This is a genomic window from Paenibacillus sp. FSL K6-1217 (assembly GCF_045040735.1).
Lineage (GTDB): Bacteria > Bacillota > Bacilli > Paenibacillales > Paenibacillaceae > Paenibacillus_AQ.
Genome location: NZ_CP150271.1, coordinates 7,089,402 through 7,103,225 on the forward strand (window position 1 = coordinate 7,089,402; position 13,824 = coordinate 7,103,225).

General features: G+C 56.0%; 12 protein-coding genes. 10 read left to right on the forward strand and 2 right to left on the reverse strand.

Annotation, left to right across the window (positions count from 1 at the left end):
- Window positions 1-170: 170 nt before the first annotated feature.
- Window positions 171-1,211 carry an acyltransferase family protein gene (locus MHH28_RS31090; protein WP_405109292.1) on the reverse strand — a complete coding sequence of 347 codons (1,041 nt, stop codon included), beginning with the start codon at window positions 1,209-1,211 and terminating at the stop codon, window positions 171-173.
- Between the two features lie 213 nt (window positions 1,212-1,424).
- Between MHH28_RS31090 and MHH28_RS31095 the strand changes: the two genes are divergently transcribed.
- From MHH28_RS31095 to mgrA, 4 genes are all read left to right on the forward strand, one after another.
- A complete protein-coding gene (locus MHH28_RS31095) occupies window positions 1,425-2,174 on the forward strand; it encodes an alpha/beta hydrolase (protein WP_405109295.1) in 750 nt (249 codons plus the stop codon).
- 56 nt (window positions 2,175-2,230) lie between these two features.
- Window positions 2,231-3,001: an HAD family hydrolase gene (locus tag MHH28_RS31100; protein WP_405109298.1), complete on the forward strand. Its 771-nt coding sequence runs from the start codon at window positions 2,231-2,233 to the stop codon at window positions 2,999-3,001.
- A gap of 40 nt (window positions 3,002-3,041) precedes the next feature.
- On the forward strand, window positions 3,042-3,782 hold the full coding sequence (locus tag MHH28_RS31105) for an NAD-dependent protein deacylase (RefSeq protein WP_405109301.1): 741 nt from the start codon (window positions 3,042-3,044) through the stop codon (window positions 3,780-3,782).
- Window positions 3,783-3,876: 94 nt separating this feature from the next.
- Window positions 3,877-4,875: an L-glyceraldehyde 3-phosphate reductase gene (gene mgrA, locus MHH28_RS31110; protein WP_405109304.1), complete on the forward strand. Its 999-nt coding sequence runs from the start codon at window positions 3,877-3,879 to the stop codon at window positions 4,873-4,875.
- Window positions 4,876-4,983: 108 nt separating this feature from the next.
- Here the strand turns inward: mgrA and MHH28_RS31115 are convergent, their stop codons facing one another.
- Entirely contained in the window at window positions 4,984-5,841 is an 858-nt protein-coding gene (locus MHH28_RS31115) for an AraC family ligand binding domain-containing protein (RefSeq protein WP_405109307.1), read from the reverse strand.
- 227 nt (window positions 5,842-6,068) lie between these two features.
- On the opposite strand from MHH28_RS31115, the gene MHH28_RS31120 reads away from it, so the two are divergent.
- From MHH28_RS31120 to MHH28_RS31145, 6 genes are all read left to right on the forward strand, one after another.
- Window positions 6,069-7,250 carry a galactokinase gene (locus MHH28_RS31120; RefSeq protein ID WP_405109310.1) on the forward strand — a complete coding sequence of 394 codons (1,182 nt, stop codon included), beginning with the start codon at window positions 6,069-6,071 and terminating at the stop codon, window positions 7,248-7,250.
- Between the two features lies 1 nt (window position 7,251).
- On the forward strand, window positions 7,252-8,238 hold the full coding sequence (galE, locus tag MHH28_RS31125) for a UDP-glucose 4-epimerase GalE (protein WP_405109313.1): 987 nt from the start codon (window positions 7,252-7,254) through the stop codon (window positions 8,236-8,238).
- Between the two features lie 81 nt (window positions 8,239-8,319).
- The gene (locus tag MHH28_RS31130) at window positions 8,320-9,903 is read left to right on the forward strand and encodes a UDP-glucose--hexose-1-phosphate uridylyltransferase (RefSeq protein WP_405109316.1); all 1,584 of its coding nucleotides are present in this window, start codon (window positions 8,320-8,322) and stop codon (window positions 9,901-9,903) included.
- 422 nt (window positions 9,904-10,325) lie between these two features.
- Window positions 10,326-11,489, forward strand: coding sequence for an iron-containing alcohol dehydrogenase (locus MHH28_RS31135; protein WP_405109319.1), 1,164 nt, complete (start codon window positions 10,326-10,328; stop codon window positions 11,487-11,489).
- 178 nt (window positions 11,490-11,667) lie between these two features.
- On the forward strand, window positions 11,668-12,204 hold the full coding sequence (locus tag MHH28_RS31140) for a protease (protein ID WP_405109321.1): 537 nt from the start codon (window positions 11,668-11,670) through the stop codon (window positions 12,202-12,204).
- Window positions 12,204-13,793, forward strand: coding sequence for a flotillin family protein (locus MHH28_RS31145; protein ID WP_405117351.1), 1,590 nt, complete (start codon window positions 12,204-12,206; stop codon window positions 13,791-13,793). The genes MHH28_RS31140 and MHH28_RS31145 overlap by 1 nt, the downstream gene beginning before the upstream one ends.
- Window positions 13,794-13,824: the final 31 nt, after the last annotated feature.

Sequence of the window (13,824 nt, forward strand, 5' to 3'; positions counted from 1 at the left end):
TACGAACGTTAATAGAGAGTCTATCACAAAAAAGCTCATTTTTCTACCGGACAATGTGAAGTTTGTCGGGGAGTTATTCATGTAAAGTCTGGGCTGATATACAGAAGAAGCCTATCCCGTACATACCGGATAGACTTTAGTATAATAGCAACTGCTTGAGTAGTTTCAATCTATAGAGAGCGTCTGAGGGCGGCGCGCTGCAATGAAATCATCCAGTCTACAGACGGCTCCACCAGCGGCTTCAGCAGACGTCTCACAGCAGGCTGGGCGAGCAGCACTGTGCACAAGACTGCACCGGCAAGCAGTAGTGCTGTTCCGGCAGGATTGCCGAGATACGCGTACAGGCCGGACATGACCGCCGTGCGGACCACAAAGCCATGCAGCAGAAAAACATAAAGCGTCCGGCGTCCCAGACCGGTCATGCGGCTTAACCCGTAAGGCACCAGACCCAGAAAGGCCAGGGAAGCGATGAACTGCAGGCCATAGATTGCCAGCCGGAACAGGCCTGCGTACCATTCATGGACGCCAAGCTGCATATAGGTCATGCTGCCGTACAGCCAGCCCATGGGGAGATCACGGCCCATCAGGCCGATCACAAAGAACAGCAGGAGCGAGGCAGCGGCGGCCGTGCTTTTGACATACCGCTGATACAGCTTCATGAAAGCTCCGAAGGAGAAGTGGGTTCCGATCACAAAAAAGGGCAGATAGACAAAGGTGCGGCTGATGCTGAACCAGATGCCGTCCAATTGCAGATAACCTACGGCCACCCCTGCGGTGATGGCGAAGGCCAATTGGGCGCTCCGGGTCCAGCGGCTCATGCCCAGCATCAGCAGGCGCCAGAAGGCGTGGCTGGCCAGGAACCACAGCAGCAGATAAGGAGCGAAGAAGGAATGCTGTATGTTGCTGACATGAAACAGGGAGGCGTCAAGTAGGGAGTAGAGGCTCTGAAAAATAACATATTGCAGGGCAATCTGCAGCAGCACCTTGCGTCCTGGCGCTCCATGTAAGCTTGAACGGGCAAAGTATCCGGTCACCAGCACAAACAGCGGCATATGAAAACTGAAAATCCACTGGTAAAGAGTGTGCAGTCCGCTCATATCCTGAATCAGGGGTTCGATCGCATTGGCCACAAAGACAGTTACAATAAGCATGAAACGCAGATTAAGAAAATAGGTTTCTCCGCGCGTGTCAAGCGAGCTTTCCCGGGTCATGACGTAACCTCCAAGTGGAATAAGGTTTGCGTACCGTTTGATGTTTTAATTTTAAAATACATGTTTTCCGGAAATTAAATTGTGAAATACATCACAATAGTAAGCGCTATCATTAGGGGCGGATGACGCCAGATGTGGCGAAGTCTTGAAGGTTGTTTGAATTCACCGATTCCCTTATAATTTTCAGTATGCAGTAACCGGGAGTGAACACTAATGAAAAAGAATATAACCAGACGCCGTGTGCTAATAGGGGTTGTATTGGTTCTGCTGACGGCGGGGGTGTTTATTTGGAGGTATCTGACCCCGTATAAGCCGGAGGCACGGGCGGAAACCGCCCTGGTCTCTGCCGGGGGAGTCTCGGTTGAGCAGAATGACCATTGGATCTCGTTCGACCCATCAGTAGTGCTCGGCACAGCCGTGATTTTCTATCCGGGCGCACTGGTCAAGGCGGAAGCGTATGCGCCGCTGGCCCGTAAGGTTGCCGCTGCCGGACACCCGTTCTACATTGCCCGAATGCCGCTTAATCTGGCCGTGATTAAAGGGGATGCCGCCGAAGAGATTATCCGCGTGCATCCGAAGCAGTCCTTCGTCCTGGGCGGACATTCGCTCGGCGGCGTGATGGCTTCACGCTTCGCTGCGGAGCATGCCGGCCAGCTGGAAGGCGTTTTTTTTCTGGCCTCGTATCCCGATGAGAAAGGCAGCCTGAAGGACACCACACTGTCTGTCTTGTCTGTGCTTGGCACGCAGGATGAAGTCGTAGACCAGAAGAGCTATAACAAAGGGCGTTCCTACTTGCCGGGCAATACCGTATATGTGTCGGTTGAAGGTGGTAACCATGCCCAATTCGGCAGCTACGGCGAGCAAAAGGGTGACGGGACCGCGAAGATTACCGAAGAGGAACAGCAGACAAGGACGGTCCGGGCGATGCTGGATTGGCTGGGGAATCTGCGCCAGAGCAAATGAACATCTATCTGACTAATTAAGTAGAAGCTATACAATTTATGCAGAGGAGAGATGGAATGCCTGTATTGCACATCAAGGAGTTCTCTGTTCCCGTAAGCGGCATCCTGTTCGATAAGGACGGCACGCTGCTCGATCTTCTTGCCACGTGGGGCAGCTGGGCTGAACTGGTGCTTGAGGGGCTGGGCAGCCAGTTGACTCTGATTGGCAGCAGACCCGTGACCGGAGCCGATCTGGCCCGGGTGCTGGGGACGACGCATGATGCTTCCGGACGGATTACGGGTTATGATCCCGCAGGTCCGCTCTCCATGGCAACGGTTGAGGAATCCACCGGGATTCTGGCCTGGCAGCTCTATACAGCAGGTGTTCCCTGGAATGAAGCGGTGACGCGTGTGAATGCCATCTCCAAGGAGGCGATGAATGAGCTGCGCCGCCGCCGTACGGCTGTACCCATGCCGGGACTGCTGCCCTTCCTGAAGGAGTGTGCCGCCGCTTCCCTGAAGCTTGGAGTTGTGACCTCGGATAATCTGTCCGCTACCCGCGAGCATCTGGAATGGCTTGGCATCTCGGGGTACTTCGGGGCGGTGGTTACCCGTGACCGGGTGAAGTATGGCAAGCCTGCACCGGAGATGGCCGAGAAGGCCTGCCTGGAGCTGGGGCTGCAGCCCGTTGAGACGGTGATTATCGGTGACAGCAATGCCGATATGCAGCTGGGCCGGGGAGCAGGCCTGCGGCTTGCTGTCGGGATCTCACCGGACGGGGTGACAGAGCATCTGCTCGATGCGGATATTGTGGTATCCGGCTTCCCGGCGCTCCGCTTAACGGTCTGAAATCATTACGAATTACGCAGAGAGAGGACAGGTGTGGATCATGGAACAATTACAGCTACTGGCTTCCTGGATAAAAGAAAGCAACAATATTGTGTTTTTCGGCGGTGCGGGAACATCGACGGAGAGCGGCATCCCGGACTTCCGTTCGGCAGCCGGTCTGTACCAGACACAGCATAACTCTCCTTATCCGCCTGAGGTGATGCTCAGCCGCAGCTTCTTTATGTCCTCGCCGGACATTTTTTTTGATTTCTACCGCAGTAAGATGATTCATCCCGGAGCGGAGCCGAACGGTGCCCACCGGCTGCTGGCCGGGCTGGAGGAGAGCGGCAGGCTGAAGGCGGTCATTACGCAAAATATCGACGGCCTTCATCAGATTGCGGGAAGCCGCCGGGTGCTGGAGCTGCACGGCTCTATCCACCGTAATCACTGTATGGGCTGCCAGCGCTATTACGGCTTGGAGGAATGGCTGGAGCAGGAGGGCGCTGTGCCGCTCTGCGAGGACTGCGGCGGCATTATCAAGCCGGATGTGGTGCTCTATGAGGAAGCGCTCGATCATGAGGTACTGGTCGAAGCTGTGGATGCCATTGCGGCGGCGGATCTGCTGATCATCGGCGGCACCTCGCTGACTGTTCAGCCTGCTGCGAGTCTGGTCACCTACTTCGGAGGGCGGCATACCGTGCTGCTTAACGGTGAGCCTACCCCGTACGACCATAAGGCAGATCTGATTATTACAGAGCGGATTGGAGAGGTGCTGGGCAGAGTGCAGGGACTGCTGGGCTAGCATTCAAGCTTTTTGGCAGAAGAAGATTATAAATTCCGTCCTGTGTTTATAGTTGGGTAACGCACAAGAGAGAAACGAGAGGCAGGGATATAACATGGTATATGTGGCTAGTGATGAACGGTATGAAGGAATGCGTTACAACCGCACCGGCAGGTCGGGCCTCAAGCTTCCGGCCATTTCACTGGGCCTGTGGCATAATTTCGGCGGCATTGATGCTTACGAGAACGGCCGCGGGATGATAACCCGCGCTTTTGATCTCGGCATTACCCATTTCGACCTGGCGAATAACTACGGGCCTCCGGCGGGATCGGCGGAAGCGCTGTTCGGCAAAGTGCTGGCTGAAGATCTCTCCCCATACCGTGACGAGCTGGTGATCTCGACCAAGGCGGGATATACGATGTGGCCCGGTCCTTACGGGGACTGGGGTTCACGTAAATATCTCCTGTCGAGTCTGGACCAGAGCCTGAAGCGGCTGGGGCTGGATTATGTGGATATCTTCTACTCCCACCGTCCGGATCCGGAGACGCCTATGGAAGAAACAATGGGAGCACTGGATCATGCTGTCCGTTCAGGCAAGGCTCTGTACATCGGTTTGTCCAATTACACGGCGGAGCAGACCCGGCAGGCTATTGCTATCCTGAAGGAGCTGGGCACCCCGCTGCTGATTCATCAGCCGAGATATTCCATGCTGGACCGCTGGATTGAAGGCGGGCTTCAGGATGTGCTGGAGGAACACGGAGTGGGCAGTATCGCCTTCACACCGCTGGCGCAAGGTCTGCTCACGAATAAATATCTGAACGGCATCCCTGGAGACTCCCGGGCGGCCGGACCTTCGGCCGCGCTGAATGAGAGCCGGATTACGCCGGAGGTGCTGCGCAGAATCCACGCGCTGAACCAGATGGCGGTAGCGCGCGGCCAGAGTCTGGCCCAGTTCGCCCTGCTCTGGACCCTGCGCGGCGGCCGGGTGACCTCGGCGCTGATCGGCGCAAGCCGGGTCAGCCAGATCGAGGAGAATATCGCCGCCCTGTCTCATGCGGACTTCACGCAGGAGGAGCTGGACCGGATCGAGACGATCCTTAAGACGGAGGAGTGAAGCCTGAACGATCAACCCCAGTGTCGCCCTTAGGCTCAGCTTCGATAGATTAGAATGCAACAGCCCGCTTCCTGTTCAGGAGACGGGCTGTTGCTCTGGGCGCTAAGTCTATTGCTCCCCGGGGTTCACCGTGGCATGGCGGTAAGCGGTGGGGGACTGGCGGTAGAAGCGCTTGAACTGCCGGGAGAAGTACAGGGCGTCGGTCAGTCCGACCGATGCCGCTACCTGCTCCACGGACAGCTCGGGACGTTCACGCAGCAGCTGGCGGGACTTCTCCACCCGCAGCTTCAGCAGGTAAGTGACTGGAGAGAGACCAGTCTCCTGCTTGAAGATGCGGGAGAGATAAGCGCGGTTATATCCCAGACTGCCGCACATCTGTTCAATGGAGACCGGATGGGCATACTGGGAGGACATGTAGTGAATCATCTGTTTTACCGTCCGCTTGATCTGTGATTCTGCACCCGGCAGCCGGGAGGAGGAGACCAGCAGCTCCGCCGCTTCCCCTGCGATCAGGTACAGGTAACCCAGCGAGGTCAGGGCGGCGCTCTCCTTATTGGCATAGAAGGCGGACATCATCCCGGCAAGCGCTCCGGGAATTACACTGCCGCCTGCGGTAGACAGCACCGGGGCTAGCGGCGCGAAGCCCGCCTGCTGTGCAAGCTGCCCGGCATCGCCGCCGGTGAAGGCGGCCCAGCGGTAGCGCCAGGGCTGCTGCTGATCCGAGACGTAGCTGACCAGCTGGCCCGGATGGATCAGGAAGCAGTCTCCGGCTCCCAGTTCGTAGGTGTGCTCCTCTGTCCGGAAGACACCGGAGCCTGATTCAATATAATGCAGCAGGTAGTAATCGTAGATCTTGGGACCGGCCTGATGCAGCGGGAGGGTCTGGCTCTCTCCGGCGAAGAGTACATGCAGCGTCTGCTGATCGTAATATACAGGATTTGATCCTACTGAATAGGTATGTTGCACTGGCAAGCCGCCTTTCCTGATCAGATCGCTCCCATAGCTAAGTGCATAGGGAGCGCCGGTTCGCTTTGCTTCTTACCGAGTATAGTCTCTTCAGAGGTGAAAGTCACATTTGTCCATATATTGCACACATGATTGCATTATCAGGGCAAGTCTGATTTTATTATAATGTAAGCATGAAGGACGCAAGTTGAATTCCAAAGCGTAAGCAGCGAAAGGATGGATTGGCAATGTTGAGCACACAGGAACTGAACAGCAAATTTATTGAGAAATATGGAGACAGCAAGGAAGAAGCAAGGGTATTCTACGCCCCGGGCCGCGTGAATCTGATCGGAGAGCATCTGGATTACAACGGAGGCTACGTCTTCCCGGCAGCCTTGGATTTCGGAACCACCCTGATCGTGCGTCCGCGTGCAGACGGCAAGGTTCAGTTCGCATCAACGAATTTACCTTACGAAGCTTCTATTGACTACAGCGAAATCGGCAAAGCCAAGACCGGCGAATGGATCGACTATCCGGTAGGCGTGTTGGTAGAGCTGGCCAAGAAGGATCTGCCGGTATCCGGCGGCTATGACCTTCTGTTCCACGGTGAAATTCCTAACGGTTCCGGCTTGTCCTCTTCTGCTTCGATTGAGGTAGTAACAGGCTTCGCCTTCCTGACGCTGCTTGGCGGAGAGATAGATACGGTGGAGCTCGCCCTCTTGTCCCAGCGTGTGGAGAACCAGTACGTCGGCGTGAACTCCGGCATTATGGACCAGTTCGCAGTTGCCAACGGCAAACGCGATCATGCGATCCTGCTGATGTGCGATACGCTGGAATATAGCCTGGTTCCCTTCGTGACTGGCAGCTATAAGCTGGTTATCGGCAACACGAACAAGAAGCGCGGCCTGGTGGACTCCAAGTATAATGAGCGCCGCAGCCAGTGTGACGAGGCGCTGGCTATTCTTAAGCAAGAGGTGCCGAACCTGTCTTATCTGGCCGAGCTGACACCTGAACAATTCGAGCTTCATCAGGATAAGATTTCGGACGAAACCGTACAACGCCGCGCCCGCCATGTGGTGGAAGAGAACCAGCGTGTGCTCGACTCGGTTGAAGTACTGAAGAACAATGATCTGAAGCAATTCGGACTCTATATGAATGACTCACATGTATCCCTCCGCGACCTGTATGAAGTCAGCTGCGAAGAGCTGGACGTGATGGTAGAAGAGGCGCAGCGTATTCCGGGCACACTCGGCTCGCGTATGACGGGGGCTGGTTTCGGAGGATGTACGGTATCGCTGGTACATGAGGATGATGTGCAGCGGTTCATAACGGAAGTTGGAGAAGCTTACAAGAACAGAACCGGACTGACCGGCGAATTCTATGTATGCGGCATCGGCAACGGCGTGGAAGAATTGAAAGGAGTGAAATAAGATGGCGATTCTGGTAACAGGCGGCGCAGGATACATCGGTTCACACACTGTAGCAGAGCTGCTGGACCGCGGGGAAGAGGTAGTGGTGCTGGACAATCTGGTGACCGGACACCGTGAGGCGCTGCTGGGCGGCAAGCTGTATGAAGGAGACTTGCGCGACAAGGCGCTGCTGAAGAAGCTGTTCGCAGAGAACAGTATCGATGCGGTGATTCACTTCGCAGCCAGCTCCCTGGTGGGCGAGAGCATGAAGGACCCGGTTAAATACTACGACAACAATGTCTATGGAACGCAGTGTCTTCTCGAAGCCATGCAACAGGCCGGTGTGGATAAAATCGTCTTCTCCTCCACAGCCGCCACCTACGGCGAACCGGAAAAGGTGCCTATCGAAGAGACCGACCGCACCGAGCCTGCGAATGTCTACGGCGAGACCAAGCTGACCATGGAACGTATGATGGCTTGGTTCGACAAAGTGCTCGGCATCAAATACGTAGCGCTGCGCTACTTCAATGCCGCAGGCGCACACGCCAGCGGCAAAATCGGCGAAGACCACCGTCCGGAGAGCCACCTGATTCCGCTGGTGCTCCAGGCTGCACTGAAGCAGCGCGAGAATATCGCTGTGTTCGGGGAAGACTATCCGACAGAGGATGGAACCTGCGTACGCGACTACATCCATGTCAGCGATCTGGCGGATGCGCATGTCCGTGCAGTCACCTATCTGCGCAGCGGCAGTGCAAGCAATATCTTCAACCTGGGCAACGGCCTCGGCTTCTCCGTGAAGCAGGTCATTGAGACAGCGAAGAAGGTTACCGGCCTCGATATTCCGGTTGTGATTCAGGAGCGCCGCGCCGGAGATCCGGCAGTGCTCGTAGCTTCCTCTGCCAAAGCCCGGGAGATTCTGGGCTGGGACCCGCAGCATACCGACCTGGAAGGCATCATTCAGAGCGCCTGGAGCTGGCACTCCGCTAATCCGCAGGGATACGGGGAGTAAGCAGCAGCTCTGATTATTGCCTGAAGGTGAACCAGACAGAATGCCAAGCGCCGCATAAGGCACCATAGAAGGAGAAATGAAATGCAGAACGATAATAGTACGGCTGCTGCCGCTGAGAAGGCGCTGTATGCGATTGAACAGCTGGTTCTCTTTGCCGGACATACTGGACTGATCCAGCCGGCAGATGTGGATTACAGCCGCAATGAACTCCTGGACCAGTTCGGCTTCAGCGAGCCGTATCCCGGTGAGTTCACTGAAGGCCCGCTGGACAGCCCGCAGGCCCCGCTGGACCAGCTGATTGATTACGGGTTCGGTCTCGGACTGATCCCGGAGAATACGGATACGTACCGCGACCTGCTGGATGCCAAGATTATGGGCCTCCTGATGGCCCGTCCGTCCGAGGTGAATGCGGAGTTTGCCGCTCTCCGGGCAGAGCAGGGCATTCAGGCGGCGACGGACCGCTTTTATAAGCTGAGCATTGATTCCAATTATATCCGTATGGACCGGGTGGCGAAGAATGTCTATTGGCTCCAGGAGTCACCATACGGGGATATCGAGATGACGATCAATCTCTCCAAGCCGGAGAAAAGCCCGAAGGAAATCGCCATGGCCCGGCTCCTTCCGCCTCCGGTCTATCCCAAATGCCAGCTCTGCCGCGAGAATGTCGGCTATGCCGGCCGGGTCAATCACCCGCCGCGCCAGAACCTGCGCGTGATCCCGCTCTCGATGAACAGCGAGAAGTGGTTCTTCCAGTACTCGCCTTATGTGTACTATAACGAACATTGCATCGTGTTCCACCACGATCATGTGCCGATGAAGCTGACGAAGGATACGCTGAAGCGTCTGCTTAGCTTCGTGGAAGCCTTCCCGCATTATTTCATCGGCTCGAATGCCGATCTGCCGATTGTCGGCGGCTCCATTCTGACCCATGACCACTTCCAGGGCGGACGGCATACGTTCCCGATCCAGAAGGCCCCCAAGGAAGATACCTTCACGCATGCCTCGTATCCCGGTGTCAGCTTAAGCACCGTGAAGTGGCCGATGTCCGTGCTGCGGATGCATGCGGAAGATCCGGCGGTGCTGCTGGAGGCAGGCAACCATATCTACGAGTCCTGGAAGACGTATAGCGATCCGGCCGCCGAAGTGCTGGCATTCAGCGAAGAGGGCGGCGAGAGCGTGCCGCATAACACCGTTACGCCTATAGTGCGCCGGGCAGAGGACGGCGGCTACGAGATGGATCTGGTGCTGCGCAACAACCGGACCAGCGAAGAATATCCCGAAGGGATCTTCCACCCGCACCGGGAAATGCACCATATCAAGAAGGAGAACATCGGCCTCATTGAGGTCATGGGCCTGGCGATTCTGCCGGGACGGCTTAAGGAAGAGCTTGACGCCATCGCCGGTATATTGGCGGGCGATACCGCGCTTCTCGGAGCTGTCCAGAGCGAGGGCAAGGATCATCCGCTGGCGCTGCATGCTTCCTGGATTGTAGAGCTGGTAAGCCGCTTCAGTACTTCTCTGAACCGTGAAGAAGCGGTGAAGGCCATCCAGAATGAGGTGGGTACGAAGTTCACTCATATTCTGGAGCATGCCGGAGTCTACAAACGCACGCCGGAAGGACAGGCGGCCTTCCGCCGGTTCCTGAACAGCAGCGGGTTTAACTGAGACCTTGCTTAAGTTAATGATTGCATAATCTATTGTCCCTGCCGGATTCGGCGGGGGCATTTCTTGTCATTGGGAAATGAGGATATTCTTCTCTATTGGGGGTTAATTACTGAAGCCTGCGGGTGAAACGGACTGAGAAGACGTTATATCCCTCAGAAACTATTAAATGAGGATGAAGCGGACTGAGAAGCGCTTATCTTGTTCATTTGAGCGTAGAATAACGGATATCAGGCCGCTTAACGGAATCTCAGTCCGTTTATCCTGTCATTTGATCAGATTTTCCAAAATAACGGAATCTCAGTCCAACTACAGGTGGAGGAGTAAAGTATGCTGTCTCCGTCCGGTTCGATTTGAATGCGCCAAGCCGGAGGACTATAATAGACAAGTGCTTCACATACACATACTCATGGAGGTTTACCCATATGCGCAAGTTTGAATTTTATAACTCTACCAAGCTTATTTTTGGACAGGGAACATTGCAGGCACTCCGTACCGAGGTGCCGAAATACGGAAAGAACGTCCTGCTGATGTACGGCGGCGGCAGCATCAAGCGCAGCGGCCTGTACGACAACGTCCTTGCCGAACTGGCTGAGGCAGGTGCCGCAGTTACCGAGCTTGCCGGCGTGGAACCGAATCCGCGCCTCTCTACGGTACATAAGGGTGTAGCGTTATGCCGTGAGCATAACATCGACCTGATTCTTGCCGTCGGCGGCGGCAGCGTGCTGGATTGTGCCAAGGCGGTGGCCGTCGGTGCTAAATATGAAGGGGATATGTGGGACTTCGTGGAACGCAAAGCCGCACCGCAAGGGGCCCTTCCGCTTGGAACGGTGCTGACAATGGCAGCTACCGGCTCTGAAATGAACAGCGGCTCTGTCATTACCAATGAGGTCACTAAGGAGAAAATGGGCTGGGGCAGCATCCACGCCTATCCGGCCTTCTCGATCCTTGATCCGCAGAACACCTTCTCCTTGCCGCGTGACCAGACGGTATACGGTATGGTGGACATCATGTCCCATACACTGGAGCATTATTTCCACACTGACGGCAACACGCCGGTGCAGGACGGCTTCTGCGAGACCCTGCTTCGCACCGTGATCGAGACAGCGCCGAAGCTGATTGAGGATCTGAACAACTACGAGCTGCGCGAGACCATTATGTACTGCGGGACGATGGCCCTGAACGGTATGGTCAGCATGGGTTTTGCCGGTGACTGGGCTACCCACAACATCGAGCATGCCGTATCCGCTGTGTATGATATTCCCCACGGCGGCGGCCTGGCGATTCTCTTCCCGCAATGGATGAGATATAACCTCAGCACGAATCCTGCCCGCTTCCGCCAGCTGGCTGTGAACGTGTTCGGGATTGACCCTGCCGGCAAAACCGATGAACAGACCGGCCTCGAAGGCATTGAAGCGCTCCGCCGCTTCTGGGATTCCATTGGCGCTCCGAAGACGCTCGGCGATTACGACATCGACGACAGCGAAATCGGCAGTATGGCCGACAAGGCGGTCCGCTTCGGCCCGTTCGGCAACTTCCGCAAGCTGGAGCGCGAGGATGTTGTTGAGATTTATAAGATGGCTTTGTAATTCAGCTGTCAATAGTAAAGCCGCTTCCCTTCTACGGGGGCGGCTTCTTTTGTCTGTTAATTTTCCCGCTTCCGGCATACATTAATGAGAGCAATACCCAACTTTGTGAAACCAAGGGCATGACAGTTGCGTTTATACTAGTATGACAGTCCGGAAGCAATGACGGGAGGAGACTAACATGCAAACGCTGTATTTGGGCTGTTTGGTGCTGGGTATTTTATTTGCTGTAGTCAGTGTAGTGGTAGGCGACCTGATTGGGAGCGCTCTGGACGGGGTTTTTGACATTGTATCCTTTGATTTTTTTAATCCGACCCTTTTGGCTGGAGGGATCACTGTTTTTGGCGGGGCAGGGGTGCTGCTTAGCCGTTACAGCGGACTGGAAGATGGCGTAATTCTTGCCTTGTCCCTGCTGATTGCGGCGTTTATGGGAGTTGTCATGCACCTGGTTGTCGTGAAGCCAATGAGGAACAGCGAGATGTCGAACGGCTTCTCCATGAGTGAACTGCCGGGGAGAATCGGAGAGGTTACCATTCCGGTTCCCGGCACAGGCTATGGCGAGATTATGGTGAAGTTCGGTGCAGGCAACAGTCTGCATACGGCGGCCAGCTTCGAGCAGCATGCACTGCCGGCCGGGATCAAGGTTGTAGTCGTGGAGGTACGCGAGGGTGTAGCACTTGTGTCTGAATTCGAAGAGAGAAAAGGAGTGGACTTATGATGCTAGAGAATATTCCAGAATCCCTATTTATACCTGCGATAGTAATCGCCGTACTGCTTGTCCTCGGACTGGCGTTCTGGGCGCGTTACAAGACGGTTGGCCCGGATGAAGGCATGATAGTCACCGGTTCCTTCCTGGGCAACAATCATATCTCGGATGACGGCTCCGGCCGCAAAATCAAAATCGTCCGCGGCGGCGGTGCGTTCATTCTGCCTGTCTTCCAGAAGGCGGAGTTCATGTCACTGCTCTCCCATAAGCTTGATGTGACGACCCCGGAGGTCTACACCGAGCAAGGCGTGCCGGTTATCGCTGACGGGGTCGCTATTATCAAGGTCGGAAGCTCCACAGAAGATGTGGCAACGGCAGCCGAGCAGTTCATGGGCAAGCCGATTGAATCGCTGAAGAGTGAAGCGCAGGAAGTGCTGGAAGGACATCTGCGGGCAATCCTCGGTACGATGACTGTGGAAGAGGTCTACCGCAACCGTGACCGTTTCGCCCAGGAGGTTCAGGGCGTTGCCGCCCGTGACCTGAAGAAGATGGGACTCCAGATTGTCTCCTTCACCATCAAGGATGTACGCGATAAGCACGGATACCTGGAAGCGCTGGGTAAACCGCGGATTGCCGCTGTGAAGCGGGATGCGGAGATTGCTGAAGCCGAAGCTGTGCGGGATGCGCGGATTCAGAAGGCCAATGCCGAGGAGCAGGGGCAGAAGGCGGAGCTGCTGCGAGATACCAACATTGCCGAAGCGTCGAAGGAGAACCAGCTCAAGGTCGCCGCGTTCAAGCGCGATCAGGATACCGCCAAAGCGGAAGCTGACCAGGCGTACCACATTCAGGAGGCGCGTGCCAAACAGACGGTGGTGGAGGAGCAGATGAAGGTTGAGCTCGTCCGCAAGGAACGCGAGATTGACATCCAGGCCAAGGAAATTCAGGTGCGCGAGAAGCAGTATGACGCCGAAGTGAAGAAGAAAGCGGAAGCTGACCGTTACGCGGTGGAGCAGGCGGCTGAAGCCGACAAGGCGAAGCGTATGCGTGAAGCCGATGCGCTGCAGTACAGCATTGAGAAGCAGGCACAGGCGACCTCCGAGCAGAAGCGTCTGGAAGGTCAGGCGATCGCCGATGCTGAACTGGCTAAGGGTAAAGCGGAATCCGAGGTTATCCGGCTACGCGGTCTGGCCGAAGCGGAAGCCAAGGAGAAGCTGGCGGAAGCCTTCCAGAAGTTCGGCGAGGCGGCAGTGCTAGATATTATCGTCAAAATGCTGCCTGAGCTGGCCGGCAAGATCGCCGAGCCGCTGGCGTCCATCGACAAGCTGACTGTAGTGGATACAGGCAACGGAGAAGGAGCTGCACGGGTCAGCAATTATGTGACCCAGCTGATGTCCACAGCTCCCGAGATGCTTAAGAGCGTATCCGGCATTGATGTCGAGGCGCTGATCAAGGGACTGACCACAGGCAAATCTGCACAGAAGGATGTCGTCAGACATACCGCAGCACCAATCACCTCTGTGGTCACCAGACCGGCCCCGGCTGCTCCGCTCACGCCAACAGCCCCGGCCCCGGCGGAACCTTCAGAACACCCTGAGGGATAAGAGCAAGCCAGCGAGGTATGGCAGGCAGCAG

Excerpts from the sequence above, each read along its gene's own strand:
- MHH28_RS31090 (WP_405109292.1), bottom strand. The coding sequence starts at position 1,211 with ATGACCCGGGAAAGCTCGCTTGACACGCGCGGAGAAACCTATTTTCTT.
- MHH28_RS31095 (WP_405109295.1), top strand. The coding sequence starts at position 1,425 with ATGAAAAAGAATATAACCAGACGCCGTGTGCTAATAGGGGTTGTATTG.
- MHH28_RS31100 (WP_405109298.1), top strand. The coding sequence starts at position 2,231 with ATGCCTGTATTGCACATCAAGGAGTTCTCTGTTCCCGTAAGCGGCATC.
- MHH28_RS31105 (WP_405109301.1), top strand. The coding sequence starts at position 3,042 with ATGGAACAATTACAGCTACTGGCTTCCTGGATAAAAGAAAGCAACAAT.
- mgrA (WP_405109304.1), top strand. The coding sequence starts at position 3,877 with ATGGTATATGTGGCTAGTGATGAACGGTATGAAGGAATGCGTTACAAC.
- MHH28_RS31120 (WP_405109310.1), top strand. The coding sequence starts at position 6,069 with ATGTTGAGCACACAGGAACTGAACAGCAAATTTATTGAGAAATATGGA.
- galE (WP_405109313.1), top strand. The coding sequence starts at position 7,252 with ATGGCGATTCTGGTAACAGGCGGCGCAGGATACATCGGTTCACACACT.
- MHH28_RS31130 (WP_405109316.1), top strand. The coding sequence starts at position 8,320 with ATGCAGAACGATAATAGTACGGCTGCTGCCGCTGAGAAGGCGCTGTAT.
- MHH28_RS31135 (WP_405109319.1), top strand. The coding sequence starts at position 10,326 with ATGCGCAAGTTTGAATTTTATAACTCTACCAAGCTTATTTTTGGACAG.
- MHH28_RS31140 (WP_405109321.1), top strand. The coding sequence starts at position 11,668 with ATGCAAACGCTGTATTTGGGCTGTTTGGTGCTGGGTATTTTATTTGCT.
- MHH28_RS31145 (WP_405117351.1), top strand. The coding sequence starts at position 12,204 with ATGCTAGAGAATATTCCAGAATCCCTATTTATACCTGCGATAGTAATC.